This is a genomic window from Catenulispora rubra, from assembly GCF_015356825.1.
Classification (GTDB): Bacteria; Actinomycetota; Actinomycetes; order Streptomycetales; family Catenulisporaceae; genus Catenulispora; species Catenulispora rubra.
This window is the reverse complement of record NZ_JAACYW010000246.1, coordinates 1-17,671: the sequence shown is the minus strand read 5'-3', so window position 1 is coordinate 17,671 and position 17,671 is coordinate 1. Positions and strand designations below refer to the sequence as shown.

General features: G+C 70.2%; 12 protein-coding genes. 4 read left to right on the top strand and 8 right to left on the bottom strand.

The annotated features are described in order from the left end of the window. Nucleotides 1–560 precede the first annotated feature (560 nt). The 6 genes from GWK61_RS41455 to GWK61_RS41430 all read right to left on the bottom strand — a co-directional run bounded on the left by GWK61_RS41455 (nt 561) and on the right by GWK61_RS41430 (nt 6,643). Complete coding sequence (locus GWK61_RS41455) at nt 561–1,547, bottom strand: hydroxyacid dehydrogenase (RefSeq protein ID WP_194917233.1); 987 nt, start codon at nt 1,545–1,547, stop codon at nt 561–563. Nucleotides 1,548–1,672: 125 nt separating this feature from the next. Next, on the bottom strand, nt 1,673–2,812 hold the full coding sequence (locus GWK61_RS41450; RefSeq protein ID WP_194917229.1) for a Gfo/Idh/MocA family protein: 1,140 nt from the start codon (nt 2,810–2,812) through the stop codon (nt 1,673–1,675). After that, nucleotides 2,797–3,480, bottom strand: a complete 684-nt coding sequence (locus GWK61_RS41445; protein WP_194917227.1) for a ThuA domain-containing protein — start codon at nt 3,478–3,480, stop codon at nt 2,797–2,799. Before GWK61_RS41445 ends, GWK61_RS41450 begins: the two co-directional genes overlap by 16 nt. After that, nucleotides 3,477–4,370, bottom strand: a complete 894-nt coding sequence (locus GWK61_RS41440; protein WP_323747994.1) for a carbohydrate ABC transporter permease — start codon at nt 4,368–4,370, stop codon at nt 3,477–3,479. The genes GWK61_RS41445 and GWK61_RS41440 overlap by 4 nt, the downstream gene beginning before the upstream one ends. Then, nucleotides 4,367–5,266 carry a carbohydrate ABC transporter permease gene (locus GWK61_RS41435; protein WP_194917225.1) on the bottom strand — a complete coding sequence of 300 codons (900 nt, stop codon included), beginning with the start codon at nt 5,264–5,266 and terminating at the stop codon, nt 4,367–4,369. Before GWK61_RS41435 ends, GWK61_RS41440 begins: the two co-directional genes overlap by 4 nt. A 3-nt stretch (nt 5,267–5,269) precedes the next feature. Further along, nucleotides 5,270–6,643, bottom strand: coding sequence for an ABC transporter substrate-binding protein (locus GWK61_RS41430; protein ID WP_194917223.1), 1,374 nt, complete (start codon nt 6,641–6,643; stop codon nt 5,270–5,272). A gap of 339 nt (nt 6,644–6,982) precedes the next feature. Here GWK61_RS41430 and GWK61_RS41425 point away from each other — a divergent pair, with 339 nt between their 5' ends. From GWK61_RS41425 to GWK61_RS41410, 4 genes are read left to right on the top strand one after another with little or no spacing between them, the layout of a single operon-like run. Then, a complete protein-coding gene (locus GWK61_RS41425; RefSeq protein WP_194917213.1) occupies nt 6,983–9,313 on the top strand; it encodes a beta-galactosidase in 2,331 nt (776 codons plus the stop codon). A 53-nt stretch (nt 9,314–9,366) separates the two neighbouring features. Next, nucleotides 9,367–12,510 carry an alpha-mannosidase gene (locus GWK61_RS41420; protein ID WP_194917211.1) on the top strand — a complete coding sequence of 1,048 codons (3,144 nt, stop codon included), beginning with the start codon at nt 9,367–9,369 and terminating at the stop codon, nt 12,508–12,510. Beyond that, nucleotides 12,503–14,758, top strand: coding sequence for an ROK family protein (locus tag GWK61_RS41415; RefSeq protein WP_194917209.1), 2,256 nt, complete (start codon nt 12,503–12,505; stop codon nt 14,756–14,758). The genes GWK61_RS41420 and GWK61_RS41415 overlap by 8 nt, the downstream gene beginning before the upstream one ends. Before the next feature lie 14 nt (nt 14,759–14,772). Next, a complete protein-coding gene (locus tag GWK61_RS41410; RefSeq protein ID WP_194917207.1) occupies nt 14,773–16,722 on the top strand; it encodes a DUF2264 domain-containing protein in 1,950 nt (649 codons plus the stop codon). Nucleotides 16,723–16,755: 33 nt separating this feature from the next. On the opposite strand, the gene GWK61_RS41405 is transcribed toward GWK61_RS41410, so the two are convergent. Together GWK61_RS41405 and GWK61_RS41400 are read right to left on the bottom strand one after the other, a co-directional pair. Then, nucleotides 16,756–17,079 (bottom strand): helix-turn-helix domain-containing protein, encoded by a 324-nt coding sequence (locus GWK61_RS41405; RefSeq protein ID WP_194917205.1) that lies wholly within the window; start codon nt 17,077–17,079, stop codon nt 16,756–16,758. Nucleotides 17,080–17,143: 64 nt separating this feature from the next. After that, nucleotides 17,144–17,671, bottom strand: a 528-nt coding sequence (locus GWK61_RS41400; protein WP_228563795.1) for a serine hydrolase domain-containing protein, incomplete at its 5' end; no start/stop codon positions are given.

The window sequence follows — 17,671 nt, the reverse complement described above, 5'->3', positions numbered from 1 at the left end:
CGGTTGGGGTGTGGTTTACAGGCGATTTTTACGGCTTCGCCAATGGTTGGATGGCCTCGCGGGGGGACGCAGTTCGGCCGTGCGACTCATTTCTCGCTGGCGGCCGCCGGTCTTCGCGAACACGACCGCGCACCGGTCCGAGCCACTGCGCATGCGTTTGGTCTGGCGGCTGTCTGCCGCGTTTGGTGGGTGCCTTGAGGCCTCTGGCGGGCCTCCTCGACGAGGGGGCGACCCGCGCGTCCGGCGGTTTGGCGGCGGTCCGCGACTGTTCGGCTTTCTATCCGCTGTTGCCTGCGTCGCGCTGGTCAGTGGCGGTGTTGCTTGTGGTCGCCAAGGTTCTGGGTCCCTCGCCGCGTCATCGCCGTAAACGGAACCAGCCCGGTCCGGTGGTGTAAAGCCGGATCGCTGCTGCTTCGGTCCGGTTTCGTCCGGCTTGACACCACCGGCCCGGGCAGGTTGGCTGCGCCCGCTGACGCGGCGAGGGACCCAGAACCAACACCCCGCATGGTCCTTCGGACCCCCTCACCACACCACCGGCCCCGCTCGCCGCTCGCCGCTATTCAGGCCACCCGATCCAAGTCCGACCGCATCACCTGGTGCTGCAAAGGCTCGCCTCCGACCAGCCGCTCGACCTCCGCCACCACTGCGTCGCCGATCCGCGACAGCTCGTTCCCGAGGGAGCCGGCGATGTGCGGTGTGAGGAAGACGTTCGGCAGGCGGTACAGCGGGGAGTCCTTCGGTAGGGGCTCGGGGTCGGTGACGTCGAGGACTGCGTTGAGGCGGCCGGAGACCAGTTCGGCGGTCAGCGCCTCGGCTTCGATGAGGGCGCCGCGGGAGGTGTTGATCAGGGTGGCGCCGTCTGGGATCAGGGCTAGGCGGCGGCGGTTCAGCATGCCGCGGGTTTGGGGGAGGTCGGGGGCGTGCAGGGTGACGATGTCGCTGCTGCGGAGGAGGTCGTCGAGGGACAGGAGGATCGCGCCGAGGTCGGTGGCTTCGGTCGGTCCGATGTAGGGGTCGCTCAGGTAGACGTCGAAGTCCAGTGGGCGCAGCAGCTCCAGCAGGCGGCGGCCTACGCGGGAGGCGCCGATGATGCCGATTCGGCGGTGGTGGTTGCCGAGGGTGTCCCGGCGGCGTTCGCGGTTTGGGTCGGGGGCGCCGCGCTGGTCGGTGAATGATTCGCGGAGGACGAAGGCGTTCTTGCCGGCCAGCAGGATCGCGGCGAGGGTGAACTCGGCCACCGGGATGGCGTTGGCCTGCGCCATCGACGACACCAGGAGGCCGCGCTCCCAGACCGCGTCCGTCACGTAGCCGCGCACGGTGCCGGCGGCGTGCACGATCGCCCGCAGGCGGGGGGCGGCGTCCAGCACCTTGCGGTCGATCGGCGGGCTGCCCCAGCTGGTGATCAGGACTTCGGTCGCGGCCAGGGCGCGGACTGCATCGGGCTGGCGGAAGTCGTCGGCGACCAGGCAGGCGTCGATGTCGACCAGTTCGCGGAGGCGGTCGGTGACCCGCGGCGGGAACAGGCGGGGCAGGGAGTCGGGGTGCATCGCGAACAGCGCGGTCGGGCGCGGCGGGCGGACGGTCAAGGTTCTGGCTCCAGGGCTACGGCCCGCCGCCCTGCTTCGCCGCGCCGAGGCGGGCGGAGCCGGCGAAGCAGGGTGACGGGCAGGGGTCACTGAACTTCGGGTCGGGCCTGGGCCGGGACCGCCGCAGGCCGCTCGCACGTACTGCCGATCGTCACCGACTCCCCGCTCTCCGCGGCGGCGAGCAGCGATTCCATGACGTCCAGCACATGGAACGCCAGCGCGCCGTTCGACCGGTGCGGCACGCCCTCGGCGAGCGCCCGGGCCAGGTCCGAGACGCCGTAGCCGCGCGAGGCGTTCCGGTACCCGCCGAGCTCCGGCACCTTCTCCCACTCCTTGGCCCCGGCCCGGAAGATGCTCACCTCGCCGTCGAACCCGTTGGGGTCCGGCACCTCCAGCGAGCCCTGCGATCCGTACACCTCGATCCGCGGCAGCTGCCCGGCCCACACGTCGAAGCTCATCACCAGCGTCGACAGCGCGCCGTTCGCGTGCTCCAGCACCCCGGTGACGTGCGTCCGCACCTCCACCGCGAACTCGGTGCCGGCCCGCGGTCCGCTGCCGATGGTGCGAGTCGGCCGAAGAGTGGAGCTCATCCCCACCACGCGCTTCACCGGGCCGAGCAGCGTCACCAGGGCCGTGAGGTAGTACGGCCCCATGTCCAGCAGCGGACCGCCACCGGGGCGGTAGTAGAACTCCGGGTCCGGGTGCCAGCGTTCGTGGCCCGGCGTGACCATGAACGCGGTCGCCGCCACCGGCACGCCGATGTCCCCGGCGTCCAGCGCGGCGCGCGCCGTCTGGATCCCGGTGCCGAGCACAGTGTCCGGCGCGCATCCGACGCGCACCCCCGCGCGCTCGGCCGCCTCCAACACGGAACGCGCCTCGGTGGTGGTGGCGGCGAGCGGCTTCTCGCCGTACACGTGCTTGCCGCCAGCGATCGCGGCCTGCGCAACCTCGGCATGTGCGGCGGGGATGGTCAGGTTCAGGACCAGGTCGACGTCCTCGGCCGCGTACAGCTCGGCCGGTTTCGCGGCGCGGGCGCCGGGGACGTCGGCGGCGACCTTGGCCGCGCGCTCCGCGTCCAGGTCGGCGATCGCGGTGATCCGCAGATTGGGCAACCGCGGCGCCGCCTGGAAGTACTGCCCGCTGATGTTCCCCACGCCGACCACGCCGACGCGCAACACCGAACCGTCCTCGCCGGCCGCCGTCGTCCCGCTCACCGGGTCGCCCATGCCATTCCCCTCCTGATCATCTGGTCCACCTCGGGCACTTCCAGGTCGGCGACCCGGTGTCCGACCGCGGTGACGAACACCCGGCCGGCCCCCCACTGCCGGGTCCACGTGACCGGCATGACGACGCCGGCCAGTTCCGGGGCGTCCGGGTCCTCCGCGTAGTCGGTGACCGCGATGGCCTCGACCGCCGGGTCCATGTGCAGGTAGTACTGCTCGGTGGTGACGGTGAACGGCCTGATCCCGGCCATGATCGGGTGCTCGGCGTGTCCGGCCGTCGCGCGCACCGTGTACGTGGTGAACTCGCGCGGATGGTGCACGAACTGGCCGCCGGTCATCAGCTGGTACCGGGTCTCACTCCGGAAGGCGTCGATGACGCCGCCGTGCCAGCCGGCGAAGCCGGTCCCGGCGCGCACCGCCCGGATCAGGCCGGTGGTCTGGTCGCCGGTGATCTGGCCCATGGTCCAGCACTGCACGATCAGATCGGTGTCGGCGAGCAGGTCCGCGTCGAGGTAGCTGTCCAGGGTGTCGGAGACCGTGACGTCGTAGCCGTCGTCCTTCAGCGCCATGGCGTACCGGTCGCTCGCGGGGACCGGGACGTGGCCGTCCCAGCCGCCGCGCACGACCAGGGCGCGCTTGGTCGTCGAACCCTGATGTGTCTGGTCTGTCATTCGTTGTTCTCCACAGGTTGTGCCACTGCCACTCCGCCGCTCCCGGCCGCCGCCCCGCCGGCGACGCCCTCGACCAGGTTCCGCTGCAGGATCACGAAGACCACCAGGATCGGCAGCGCCACGATGATGGTCGCGGCCGCGACCAGCGGCCACTGCGAGGAATACTGGCCGAAGAACGAGAACAGGCCTCGGGTGACCGGCCACAGGCTCTGGTCGTTGAGCATGACCAGGGGCAGGATCAGGTTGTTCCAGCCCGCGACGAAGCCGAAGATGCCGAAGGTGGCCAGCGCCGGCTTCATCTGCGGGATGATCATGGTGAAGATGTAGCGGATGTACCCGCAGCCGTCCAGGGCCGCGGCCTCGTCCATCTCGCGCGGGATGGTCTTGATGTAGCCGACGAAGAAGAAGAACCCGGCGCCGGTCAGCGAGGTCATGATCAGGTAGCCGATCCGGCTGTTGTACGTGCCGATCTTCTGCGCCTCGATGAACAGCGGGATCAGCCCGGCGGGCAGGAACCCGGAGAACACGAAGAACCCGTAGAGCGCGTTGGAGTGCTTGAACCAGCCGCGGGAGATCGGGAACGCGAGGAACACGCCGAGAACCAGGGTGACCACGTCCGGGACGATGGCGTACAGCAGGCTGTTGACCATCTCGTTGGAGAAGTCGCCCTGGCTCCAGGCGCTGCTGAAGTTGGACGTCGTCCACGGGTGCGGCAGGCCGGTCGGGTTGTTCAGGAACTCGTTGTTCGTCTTGAACGCCTGCAGCGCCAGGTAGACCAGCGGGAGCGCGAAGAAGCCCACTGAGATGACCAGACAGGCCAGTTGCAGCCCGCCGGTGCGGACGGCACGCCGCGCACGGCTGTCGTCGGCGTGGATGTCGATGACGCTCACAACGTCACCTCCCGGCGGCGCAGGAAGACCAGCAGCACGCTGCCGATCACCAGGGTGATGACGAACTGCGCCACGGCCAGCATCGACCCGTAGCCCAGCGACGGGTTCACCCCGAACGCCGTGTCGAACATGTACATGCCCAGCGTCTTGGTGCCGTAGTTGCCGTCCGTCAGCACCCTGATGAGGGCGTACTCGCCGACGCAGCCCATGGCGGTCAGGAACACGTTCACCGTGGTGGCGTTCGCCAGCAGCGGCCAGGTGATGTGCCGGAAGGTCCGGAACCGGCCGGCGCCGTCCAGCGAGGCGGCCTCGTACAGCTCCGGCGGGATCCGGCGCAGCGCCGCGATGTAGACCAGCATGGTGTAGCCGCTGAACATCCAGACATTGATCAGGACGACGAGCGACAGCGCCCAGTTCTTGTCGCCGAGGAACGCGGTGTTGATCCCGAACGCTCCGTGCAGGATCGGCTCGGCCGGCCCGTTCTGCGGGTCGAACACCAGCGAGAACAGCACGCCGACGATGGTCACCGAGAAGATCTGCGGCATGAAGATCAGCGCGCGGTAGAGCCCGAACCCGCGCCGCCGGTGGCGCAGCAGCAGCGCCAGTCCGAGGCCGATCGCGATCTGCAGGACCGTGACCCCGGCGATGTATTTCAGCGTCACCGTCACGGAGGCGGAGAAGTCACTCCAGGAGCTGTTGAACGCGTTGCTGTAGTTGCACAGCCCGCAGAAGTGCAGGGGGGTGCCCGGGAAGCCGGAGTACTCGGTGAAGGAGAAGAACACGGTCGACACCGACGGGAACAACCCGAAGACCAGCCAGCCGATCGTGGGCACGGCGATGGAGGCCCAGGGCAGCCACCGCCGTGTCCGCTTCGTACCGAAGGGGATGGTGCTCACAGGTCAGTGCCCCGCTGCCGACTTGTACGCGTCAGCGGCCTGCTTGAGCGCGTCCGCGGGGGTCTGCGACCCGAACGGCTGCATCTTGGTCCGGTCGACGTCGCCGGCGACCTTCGGGAACTTGGTGGAGGTCCAGGGCTGCTGGACGTTCGGGTAGCCCTCCGAGGCGTGCGCGGCCAGCCAGTCGGTCCAGGGCAGCGTGGGCGTCGGCACCGACGGCTCGGTCGAGATCGATCCGGTGGCCTTCAGCCAGGCCGCGTAGTTGTCCGGCTGGGTGAACAGGTCCAGCCACTCCATCGCCAGCTGCTGGTTCTTGGACCACGTGGGCACGACCCAGGACAGGTCCGGGGCCAGGACGGGGCGGTTCCAGCCGGCGTCGTCGGCACCCGGCATCGCCATGAACCCGAAGTTCAAGCCCGGGTTGTCCTGCGCGATGGTGTTGCCGTCGTAGGAGCCGTCGAAGAAGAACGGGAAGTCATTGGACTTCGCGGCCCAGACCCCCGGCGCCGACTGCGCGGGCACGCCGGCGGCGTTGGGCTCCATGTAGGACAGGATCTTCTCGTAGCGCTGTGCGGTGTCGGCGTAGACCGGGTCGTTCCAGGTCTGGGCGCCGCTCCAGAAGTCCTCAGCTCGCTTCTCCCACAGCGCCGCGGCGTCGGCGCTCGGCTTGTCCTGCATCAGCAGCTGGTTCATGATGCCGAACCACGGGATGCTCTGGTAGCCGTCCTTGCCGGCCACGTACAGCGGCGTGACCCCCTTCGACTTGAGGGTGTCCAGATCGCTGATGAACTCGCCGTAGGTCGTCGGGACCGAGAGCCCGTACTTGGCGAGGATGTCCTTCTTGTAGAACATGCCCGAGTTGTTGACGTACTCGGCCGTCATCACGCCGTAGGTCCCGCTGTTGTAGCCCATGGCGTACTTCTGGGCCGCAGGATCGAAGCGCTTCATGAAGGACTGGTTGGTCATGTCGACGAACTGCCCGGACTGGATGAGCGCTGGAGTGCCCTGCGGGATGATGCCGGTCGAGGCCGGCGGGAAGGAGTGCGGGGTCGGCGGGAACTGCGCCAACACGTCCACGCTCTTGGCCGAGACCAGGCTCTGCCACAGCGTCGGCCACGCGTTGGCGGCGGTCGGCGCGGTCTGCAGCTTGATCTTGACGCCCGGGTGCGCCTTCTCGAACTGGGCGTCCACTTTCTGGGTCTGCGCGACGGCGGCCGGGTTCGTCCACATCGCGATGGTGAGGGTCTGCGAAGACCCCGAACCGCTGCTGCCGCTGCTACTGCCACAGGCGGCCAGGCCTGCGGCGAGGGGCAGCGCGGCGAGCGCCGCGAGGGCGCGGCGATGCCGTATCGGGAACAAAGATGTTGATCTGGCCATGACGGCTCCTCGAAGAAGAGTTGGGAGGTCACGGCCGACGGGCTGGCACCGCTTTTCACAGCGGCGTTGCGAAGTCCTGGAGGTGCCCGAAGTATCGAATCGGAGGGACGGCGGGGTCAAGGTTTGTCGAGGTGAAAAGACTTCCCTGACACCGAGAACCGTAAAAGCAGTGATCGCCAAGTGGCATAAGCACTGATCAGAGCGGTTCAATACGGCACGTCGATGAGAAGGCTTGTCGGACTAACACTCTTGGAGTTACATACTCTTCACGTCGCCGACGGCGCGTGTCCTGGAGGAAACAACCCACCCGCCATCTGCAAACCCCTGAAGGGGGAACTGATGCTGCGCACGGTTCGACGCGGAGCGATCCCACTGGTCTGCGGTCTCGCGGCGACTGTGGCTCTCGCCCAGTACGCGGCCGCCGGCCCCGCACCAGCACATCCGACGACATCGCAGGTCACGGCCGCGAGCGCGGCCGATCAGAGCACGAAGGCACACCACGGCGGCTCCGACTACTGGGCCAGCCAGTTCCAGTTCGACAACAACGGCACGCCATGGTCGACGGCGGACTTCGCGGCCATCAAGGCCAAGGGGATCGACCGCGCCGAGCTCAACATGCCGTGGTCGAAGCTGGAGCCGTCGCGTGGCACGTTCGACTTCTCGGAGCTGGACACCGAGCTGGCCAACGCCAAGGCCGCCGGGGTCAAGCTGGTGCCGATCTTCTGGCAGTCCGGCTGGCGCGGCAGCCCCGCGACCTTCGAGACCGACCACGAGGTGACCAGCACCGGCGCCACCGGTGTCGCGCTGGCGTGGTGGGACCGGACGGAGCAGGACGACTACTTCGCCTACGTCACGAGCACCGTCGCGCACATCACGCACAACCCGGCGTACGGCGGGTCGTTCATGGACTACGGCCACCTCGACGCGCAGTGGCTGGACGGCCCCGGCGAGGGCGGCTGGGCTCCGGCGGACATCGCGTACTTCCACGCCGGCTGGCTGCCGGCCACCTACAAGACCGTCGCCGCCTTCAACGCGAAGTACAACACCACGTACACCTCGTTCGACCAGGTGCCGGCCGCCCTGCCGGGCGCCGCTCTGGACGGCGTCTACCAGGCGTTCCGTCAGTGGAGCGTGCAGGACACGTACGGCCGGCTCACCGCCGCCGTCCGCAAGGTCAGCAACGGGCCGCTGTTCTACTACTTCGGCGGGCACATATCCAACGCCCCGCAGCTGGGCAACCTGCCGGACATCTTCAACCTGGCCCGGAAGTACCACGCCACGGTCGTCGAGGACGCCGCGAACTCCGCGGGCCTGAGCCTGCTGTTCGGCAGCCTGGGCCGCGCGTACCACGTGCCGGTCGCGCAGGAATGGACCGTTTTCGGCACCAACGACCAGATCCCGGCCGAGGCCGTGAACTGGCTGTCCATGTACCCCATGACGCTGCCGAACGGCGGCGGCGAGGACTTCTTCATCCACGACGGCACCGACAAGGACGTCATCGGATACCCGATCTACATCTCCTGGCTGCCGGTGCTCCAGAAGATCTCCGGCTCGTACCCGACCCAGCCGGTCGCGGTCTACATCGACTACTCGACGGCCCGCGGCAACGACAGCGGCGGCAACCTGAACGGCGTCGAGAACAGCATCGGCGCGCTGTGGGCCGGCTACCAGGCCGGGTTCTCCGTCGTCACCAGCGAGGAGCTCGCGAACCACGCCGACAGCCTGTCGCACTACCGCGCGGTGCTGCCGATGAACGGCTCCGACGCCAACATCGCCGCCTACCAGAACGCCGGCGGAACGGTGCTGAGCAACGGATCCCAGCTCGCTACCTACGCACCGGCCTACGCCGATCTGACCAGCCAGCACGCGCTCCAGGTCGTGCCCGCGACCGCGGCGAACCACCGCAGCTCCATGGTCACGCTCGGCGAGGTGAACTCGAACTACGGCTACACCGGCTCGGTCACGCTGCACCCCAAGGGCCTGAACCTGGTCCGCGGCACCTACCACGTCGTGGACGCGCTCACCGGCCAGGCACCGGCCCAGAAGCTGCTCGCGGACGGCAGCGTCTGCGTGCCGGTCGCGATGAAGTCGGCGCAGCTCGACCAGTGGTCGGTGCTGCCGGGCGCGGCTCCGGCCGGCACCCCGGTCCCGGCCTCGTGTCCCGGGAACAGCAGCGGCGCGACGTCCGTCACCGGCACGGCCGGACAGAGCGGCGGCGGCCTGATCTACATGTCCGTCGGCGCGACCGGCCAGGGCGGCGACGGCAACCTGATCCAGGTGACGCAGGGCGGCCAGACCGCTTATGAGACCTGGACTTCCGCGCAGAGCGGCGTCACGCCGGCCAACGTGTACCTCCAGCTGGACCCGTCCAGCCAGGTCGCCAAGGCTTCGACGGTGACCGCGCAGGTCACCTACTGGTCCGTCGCGGGCCAGGGCTTCCAGGTGCAGTACGACTCGACCACGGCCCCGTACTTCGGCGGGCCGACCGTGGCCGGGAGCGGCACCGGCAGCTGGCAGACCGCGACCGTGACGCTCACCGACGTGCAGTTCAACGAGCTGCAGAACCTCTCCGCCGACCTCCGCCTGGCGGTCACGGACCCCACCAAGCCGCTGTATGTCAGCAGCGTGACGCTGAGTGTCAGCAACGCAACCCTGTCCACCACCGGCTGACGCCGGGCACCTGACGCACTTCCGCACCGCCGTTTCGAAGGGACCGCCCCACCGTGCACGACGACCGCAAACTGGTGGAAGACCGCATCACGCGGTATCTCAGCCACGTTCTCCATCCCGCTCTCCACCCCGAGCGCACCGCGCTGACCGTCAGCGCCTGGCACGTCCCCGGCGAACCCGTGCCGGTGGCCGAGGCTCTCGCCGTCCCGGAAGGCCGATACCGGCCGTTCGAGATCGGCGAGACGTGGGGCGGTCCCTGGTCCACCACCTGGTTCCGGTTCTCCGGCACCGTTCCGGCCGCATGGGCCGGACGGCGCGTGGAGGCCGTGTTCGACCTCGGATTCGACCCGACCCGCGGGCCCGGTGGCCAGGCCGAGGGCCTGGTGCACACGCTGGACGGCCAAGCCGTGCACGGCCTGCACCCGATGAACCGCGACGTCCTCGTCAGCGCTCGCGCCGAAGCCGGCGCGGCGGTGGACTTCCTCGTGGAGGCCGCCGCCAACCCCGGCATCGAGAGCGCACACGGCCGCAACACCCACTTCGGCGACCGCGCCACGGCCGGCGCCGACCCGCTGTACCGGCTGGTCTCCGCCGACCTGGCGGTGCGCGACGACGAGGTCTGGCACCTGATCCACGACGTGGAGGTACTGGACCAGCTGATGCGCGAGCTGCCGCTGGAGGGCCCGCGCCGGCACGAGATCATGCGGGCCCTGGCCCGCGCCGCCGACGCCACCGACCCGGCAGACGTGGCCGGCACCGCCGGCGCGGCGCGCGCCGAGCTCACCGAGGTGCTGTCCCGGCCCGCGCACGCCTCGGCGCACCGGATCAGCGGCGTCGGCCACGCGCACATCGACTCGGCGTGGCTGTGGCCGCAGCGCGAGACGATGCGCAAGTGCGTCCGCACCTTCAGCAACGTGCTCTCGCTCGCCGAGGAGTACCCCGAGCTGATCTTCGCCTGCTCCTCGGCGCAGCAGTACGCGTGGGTCAAGAACTCCCGTCCCGAGCTGTTCGAGCGCATGCGCAAGGCGGTCGGCGAGGGCACCTTCGTGCCGGTCGGCGGCATGTGGGTGGAGGCCGACGGCAACATGCCCGGCGGCGAGGCGCTGGCCCGGCAGCTGGTGTACGGGCGCCGGTTCTTCGCCGAGGAGTTCGGCATCGAGCAGGACGGCGTCTGGCTGCCGGACTCGTTCGGCTACACCGCCGCCTACCCGCAGCTGGCCCGGCTGGCCGGCGCGGAGTGGTTCCTGTCGCAGAAGCTGCACTGGAGCGAGACCAACGAGCTGCCGCACCACACCTTCGCCTGGGAGGGCATCGACGGAACCAGGATCCTGACCCACTTCCCGCCGATCGACAGCTACAACGCCGAGTTCACCGGACGGCAGCTGGCGCACGCGGAGTCCAACTTCCGCGACAAGGGCGGCGCCACGGTGTCGCTGGCCCCGTTCGGCCACGGCGACGGCGGCGGCGGCCCCACCCGCGAGATGCTGGAGCGGGCCCGCCGGCTGCGCGACCTGGAAGGGTCGCCGCGCGTCGAGGTGCAGAACCCTTCGGAGTTCTTCCAGGAAGCCCGCGCCGAGTACCAGAACCTGCCGGTCTGGCGCGGCGAGCTGTACCTGGAGTACCACCGCGGCGTGTACACCAGCCAGGCGCGCACCAAGCGCGGCAACCGGCGCTCGGAGGCGCTGCTGCGGGAGGCCGAGCTGTGGTCGGCGACGGCCGCGGTGCGGACCGGGGCCGCTTATCCGCACGAGGAACTGGACGATCTGTGGCAGCAGGTGCTGCTTCATCAGTTCCATGACATCCTGCCCGGCACGTCGATCGCCTGGGTGCACCGCGAGGCCGAGGCGGTGTACGGGAGGATCCACGCGCGGCTGGAGGCGGTGATCTCGCAGGCCGCCGAGGCGCTGGCCGGTAGCAATGAGACGACTGCTGTGTTGAACGCTGCGGCACATGACCGGCGCGAGGTGGTTTTGTTGTCGGCGGCACCGTCGTCCGACACGGCGTCGCAGGTTCTGGCCGACGGCCGGGTCGCGGCCGTCGCCGACGTGCCAGCGCTCGGTGTCGGGCCCCTGGCACCCGAGCTCGGCGGACTCGCACCGGTGGTCGTCGTCAGCTCCGACGGCGGCTTCGAGCTCACCAACGGGATCATCGAGGTGCGCGTCGACTCCGACGGCCTGCTCCGCTCGGTCCGCGACCTCGCCCTGGGTCGCGACGCGATCGCCCCCGGCGGCGCCGGCAACCTGCTCCAGCTGCACCGCGACCAGCCGAACCTGTGGCCGGCGTGGAACCTGGAGCGGCACTACCGCAACGTCCGGACCGACCTCACCGAAGGGGCCGTGGTCACCCTGATCGATGAGGGCCCGCTGGTGGCGACCGTCCGCGTGGCGCGGTCGTTCGGCGAGTCGCACATCGTGCAGGACCTCCGGCTCGCGGCCGGTTCGCACCGCCTCGACGTCGTCACCGACATCGACTGGCGCGAGCGCGATGCGGTGCTGAAGTCCGCGTGGCAGCTGGACGTGCACGCCGAGCACACCGACGCCGAGATCCAGTTCGGCCACGTCAGCCGGCCGACGCACGAGAACACCTCGTGGGACGCGGCCCGGTTCGAGGTGTACGCGCACCGCTGGATCCACGTCGGAGAACACGGTTGGGGCACGGCGCTGATCACCGACTCGACGTACGGTTACGATGCTTCGCGTCTGACCCGGCCGGAAGGGGGAAGCACCACGACAGTGCGGCTGACCCTGCTGCGTGCGCCGAACTCCCCGGATCCGCAGGCCGATCTCGGGCAGCACCGGTTCTCCTACGCCGTCGTGCCCGGCGCCGACACGCGCGCGGCGCTGGCCGAGGCGCACGCCCTCAACCTGCCGTTGCGCGCGGTTCCGGCGGCGATGACAGCCTCAGCCGGCGACGGCGCGCGCCCGCTGGTCACCGTCGACAACCCCGACGTGGTCGTGGAGGCCGTCAAGCTCGCCGACGACCACTCCGGGGACGTGGTGGTCCGCCTCTACGAGTCCCGGGGCGGCCGGGCCGCGGCGCGGCTGGCCGTCAGGTTCCCGGTGTCCGCCGCGACGGTCACCGACCTGCTGGAGCGGCCGACCGACCCGGCGACCGTCGAGGACGGCGGGCTCGGCCTGACCCTGCGTCCCTTCCAGATCCTCACGCTGCGCCTGACCCCCGGTTCGTCGAATGGGTGAGGAGCCCTCTGCCGGCGCGGCGCCGGGTGCCGACGGGCACTCGGTGCTGCGCCGGTGGGCCGACGGCGACGGTCAGCAGGCGTTGCGCGCTTCGATCGTGCTGCTGGCGGCCGAGGGTCTGCGCAACGCCGACATCGCCCGGCGGCTCGGCGTCTCCCGGCAGACGGTGAGCACCTGGCGCAAGCGGTACGCCGTCGAGGGCATCGAGGGCCTGGTGGACCGGGCCCGCACCGGCCGTCCCTCGGCGGTCGACGAGGGCGAGATCGTGGCCAGCATCCTGACCTCCACGCCGGACGCCCGCACGTCGCGGATGGTGGCGCGGCGCCTGGGCTGCTCGCACACCGTGGTCGCCGAGACCCGGCACCGCTGGAACCTCAGCGGCAGCCGGCTGACCGTCCCGCAGATCCCGGTCACGCCGGCGCTGGAGCCGAGCGACCTGTGGCCGGTCGGCCTGCACCTCGACGCCGGATGCACGGTGCTGGTGCTGGCCGGCCGCTCGGTCGCCTCGGTTCCGCCGGCTTCGTCCGAGCCGGCCGTCGATCCGTACGCGCTGGCGGCGGTCGGGAACGCTTTGGCCGAGGCGACATCCGCCGCCGAGGCCGAAGCGGTGCGGTCTGGAGTAGGCGGGCCGGGCGGACCAGCAGGATCAGGCGGGCCAAGCGGACCAGCGGGCTCAGCGGTACCGGCAGGATCGGTTCCGGACGCCGACCGCGTCGGCACCTTCCTGGACGCGGTCCGCCGCACGCATCCGCTGCCGGAGCTGCACGCGGTCATCCTGCGCGCCGTGCCGAACACTGTGCGGCCGTTACAGACCCAGATCGCCGAGCGCTGCTCGCATCTGGGCATCACGGTCCACCAGCCTCCGGAGCGGACCACCGGGCTCTCGTTCACCCGGGCCGTGCTGGCCCTGGACGCGGCCCGGCATCCGGAGTCCTCCACGCGCGTGCTGCTCGACGTGGCCTCGGTCCTGTCACGCTACGTCGACAGCGCCGAGCCGGCCCGGGTCCGCTGGATCCGCGAACCGCTCCCGGCGCCGTCGGCCGCGCCGCCGACGCTGCCGCTGTCCGCGTCGGGCCACTCCGGCCCGGCGACCGGCGGCGGGGCCAACCAGATCGACCTCGGCTCGTTCAACGAATGCGTGGTGATCGAGACGGTGCGGCTGGCCGGCCGGATCACGCGCGGCGAGATCGCCGACCGCACCCGGCTCACCCAGCAGTCGGTGTCCCGCATCGCCCGCTCGCTGATCCAGCGGGGCCTGCTCGTCGAGGAACGGCAGCGCCACTCTGCCGTCGGCAAGCCGAGCAGCCCGGTCCGCCTGCGCGACGGCGCCGCGCACGCGCTCGGCATCCACATCGACCCGCACGTGCTGACCGCCGTGCTGGTCGACCTCTCGGGCCGGGTGGTGGCCCGGCGCGCCGAGCCGATCACCTCCGACCCGCGCCCCGGCGCGGTGGTGAACCAGATCGCCGATCTCGGCGAGACGGTGCTCGACCAGGCCGGGCACGGCCGCTGGGAGGAGGGCTTCCTCGGCATCGGGGTGGCCACGCCGGGCCCGGTGGACACCGTCTCCGGCACGGTGCTCGACCCGCCGCTGATGTCGGTGCTGCGCGACGTGCCGCTGCGCACGTTGCTGGAGCGCCGCTTCTCCTGCCGGATCGTGATCGAGAAGGACTGCTCGGCGGCGGCCGTCGGCGAGCGCTGGATCGGCCGCGACAGCCGCGCCTGCGACTTCGTCTACCTGTATCTGGGGACCGGCGTCGGCACCGGGCTGTTCCTCAACGGCGACCTCTACCGCGGCCTGACCGCGAACGCCGGCGAGTTCGGCCAGCTGTGCGCCGTCACCCTCGGCCGGTTCGACGAGTCCGGCCGGCCGGAGATCCTGCCCGAGTGCAACCCGGGCAGCTACGCCCCAGCGGATCAGGCTTCGCAGGCCTCGCGCCAGATCGGCCGGCAGCGCGCGAAGCTGACCGTGCAGGAGGCGGCGAAGGCGGTCAGCCGCGGCGTGCTGTCGGTGATCGACCTGCTGGACGTCGGCCTCGTGGTGGTCGGCGGGCCGTTCTTCACCGGCGAGGTGGCCGACGTCTGGCTCACCGAGATCGAGCACGCCGTGAACGCCTACCCCACCGCCCGCCGGCTGCGCCGGATCCGCGTCGAGCGCTCGGTGAACAGCAGCGAGGCGGTCGCGGTCGGCGCCGCGTCGACCATCTTCCACTCCACCTTCACGCCGCGGCTGCGGCGCACGCCCTGAGGACCACCGCACTCATGAACGACCTGCGACTGCCTTCCGAAGACCGCAGTCAGTCCTCTTACACCGGCTGGACCCGCGCGCACTGGGAGGCGGTGGCCGACCACTGGCTGCTGACCGCCCGCCGCCACGCCTCCGCCGCCGGCGGTCTGATCACGCCGCCCGGCAGGCCCTCGGCGGCCGGGATCCGCAGCGACGGCATCGAGGGCTTCGCTCGCAGCTTCCTGATAGCGGCGCCGCTACTGACCGGCCGGGAGGCCGATCCGTACTGCCACGCCGATTTCTACGCGCGCGGCCTGGCCGCCGCGATGGCCCCGGACAGCCCCGACCGCTGGGGCAAGGCCATCGGGGTGAACGAGATCAAGCAGTGGAACGGCACGCCGCAGCCGATCGTCGAGGCCGCGAACCTGGCCTTCGGGCTCGCGATCAGCCGCACGCGGTTCTGGGACCGGCTGGACGACAAGCTGCGCGAGCAGACGGCCGAATGGCTCATCCACCACGCGGTGAAACACGGATCGGACAACAACTGGCTGCTGTTCACGGCAGTCATCGAGGGGTTCCTGGTCTCGGCGGGGTACGACGTCCCGGGCGGTCACGCGCAGGAGGACGTGGAGCTGTTCGAGTCCTGGTATCTCGGCGACGGCTGGTACAACGACGGCCCGATCAGCCCGACGACGGGGCACGGGAATCGGGTGGACCACTACAACTCGTGGGTGATCCATCCCTTCCTGTGGCAGTGGTATCAGCTCTCTGATCAACCCGTTGAGCGTCGGGAACGGTATCTGGGGCGGCTGGGCGAGTTCGCCGATTCCTATGCGTTGCTGTTCGCGGCCGACGGTTCGTCGTTGCATCAGGGACGTTCGCTGACGTATCGGCAGGCCGTGCTCGGCGGATTGTGGACCGCGGCTTTGGCCGGGGTGGGGAGTGAGGCGGCGGGCGCGACGCGGCGGTTGGCCAGCGGGGTGTTGCGGCGCTTCACGGCCGATTTGGGGGTCGGCGTCGACGGAGCACCGTCGCTCGGCTGGAGCGCCGAGGAGTTCCTGCCGATGTGCCAGGTCTACAGCGGGCCCGGCTCTCCGTACTTCGCGGGGATGGGGTTCCTCGGTCTGGCCGCGCCGGCCGGGCATCCGCTGTGGACCGAGGCGGAGCAGCCGCAGCCGTCGGAGCGTGCTGATTGTGTCAGGACTCTGCGGGAGGTCGGCTGGGTGATCCGTTCCGGCGATGGCGTTGTGCAGATCGCGAACCACGCGAGCGATCACGTCGTCGATCCGGACACCGGGAGGGGCGATCCGCACTACGCTTCGATCGGCTACTCCACGCATACCGCGCCCGGCGTCGGCGACGCTTTCGCTGACGGGGTCGACGGGACGTTGGCGCTGGTCGACGAGTGGGGGCGGGCGGCTCGGCGTGAGGGGCTGCGCGGGACGGTGACCGGCGAGGGCTGGGCCGCGTCGTGGTTCCGGCCGCGGATGGGCGGGGTCGATGTGCCGGGGGCGCGTGTGGTCAGTCTTTCGGTGCTGCATCAGGGTTATGAGTTGCGCGCGCATCTGGTTACGGCGCCGGTTGGGTGGACGGTGCGGGAGGGCTCGTTCGCGGTGGCGGGTGTGGGTGCCGGTGCGGCTACGAGTGCGCGGAAGCCCTTTGCCGACGAGTGGATCACGGACAGCGGCGGGATTTCGCTGCACGGTGGTGATGTGACCGTGGATCTCGTTCCCCTGCACGGCTGGACCGGCTCGGGTGTCGCCAGGTATCGAGGCGGCAACGCCTTCGGAGAATTCAGTGCCACGCCTTACCTGACGGCTTCGCCGGTGCCGGGGCTGCCGACGGTGTACGTCTCGGCGCACCGTCTTGGGCGGTCCAGGAACGGGTTGGTGCCGGTCACGATCGCGGTGACCGGCGAATGTCTCGTGGCGAGGTGGAGCGACGGTCGGCGGGATGAGTTCCTGCTCGGGGAGTTGTTCTCCTGAGGTCGTTCTCCTGAGGTCCTGCTCCAGAAATCCTTAGGCCCAGTCGATGCTGCTGTCCACGGTGAGCTCGCGCAGCTCCGCCGATCCGTCGTCCTCGTCGTCCCCTTCGGCGGCGAGGACGACGCCGTTCTCGGTCGACGCGTCCTCGCCGAGGATCAGGTCGAAGATGCCGGGCAGCCAGCCGAGGGCTTGCTCGACGGCTTTGAGGGCCACCGCGTTGGGGGGATTGCCTGCCTCGACCCGCGCGATCACCACTTCCGTCACGTACGCCAGACTGGCGAGGTCGGACTGGCTCCAGCCCCTCGCCTCCCGTGCCTTGACGATCATCGCGGCCAGGCGATCGTATTTCCCGCTCACGACTCCCATCCTGAGGCATGGCGCGGCTCCGTGGTGAGGGGTTGGGGATCAGAGATTTGTCACCTCAGCCGGTCGGGGCGCCCCCGGAGCCGGTCAGCATCGCCTCCGTGCGCTGGATCGCGGGCACCAGGGAGCGGTCCTGGTTGCACATGATCGCGACGGTCGTGCCGGTGTCGGGGTAGATGTCGAGCTGGCCTTCGTAGCCCGGGGTGCCGCCGTTGTGGCCGATGACGCGGACGCCGCTGACCCGCGCGTCTTCGAAGCCGTAGGCGTAGGAGTCCTGCGCGGGACCGCCGGGGCGGTGCACAGTGACCTTGCCGGTGGTGAGCGTGGCGGTCATCGCGGGGTCGAGCAGCTGGTGGGTGAGCAGCGCTCGGGCGAAGCGTGCGAGGTCGGCGGTGGTGGAGATCGCGCCGCCGGAGGGGTTGGCGATCTGGAGGTCGCTGGAGTTGTCTCGGAAGGTGTCGCCGGCTTCACCGAGATCGCGCCGGGCTCGTGCACCGTGGTCGCCGATCTGCCCGTGCTCGGCGACAGCTGATCGGCTGCTGGCCGCCGCTGCCGAACCACCGCTCCCGACCACCAACTCAGAATT

Bases quoted from the DNA above. Each gene is read 5' to 3' on its own strand.
- GWK61_RS41455 (WP_194917233.1), bottom strand. From the start codon at position 1,547: ATGCACCCCGACTCCCTGCCCCGCCTGTTCCCGCCGCGGGTCACCGAC.
- GWK61_RS41415 (WP_194917209.1), top strand. From the start codon at position 12,503: ATGGGTGAGGAGCCCTCTGCCGGCGCGGCGCCGGGTGCCGACGGGCAC.
- GWK61_RS41450 (WP_194917229.1), bottom strand. From the start codon at position 2,812: ATGGGCGACCCGGTGAGCGGGACGACGGCGGCCGGCGAGGACGGTTCG.
- GWK61_RS41425 (WP_194917213.1), top strand. From the start codon at position 6,983: ATGCTGCGCACGGTTCGACGCGGAGCGATCCCACTGGTCTGCGGTCTC.
- GWK61_RS41445 (WP_194917227.1), bottom strand. From the start codon at position 3,480: ATGACAGACCAGACACATCAGGGTTCGACGACCAAGCGCGCCCTGGTC.
- GWK61_RS41430 (WP_194917223.1), bottom strand. From the start codon at position 6,643: ATGGCCAGATCAACATCTTTGTTCCCGATACGGCATCGCCGCGCCCTC.
- GWK61_RS41410 (WP_194917207.1), top strand. From the start codon at position 14,773: ATGAACGACCTGCGACTGCCTTCCGAAGACCGCAGTCAGTCCTCTTAC.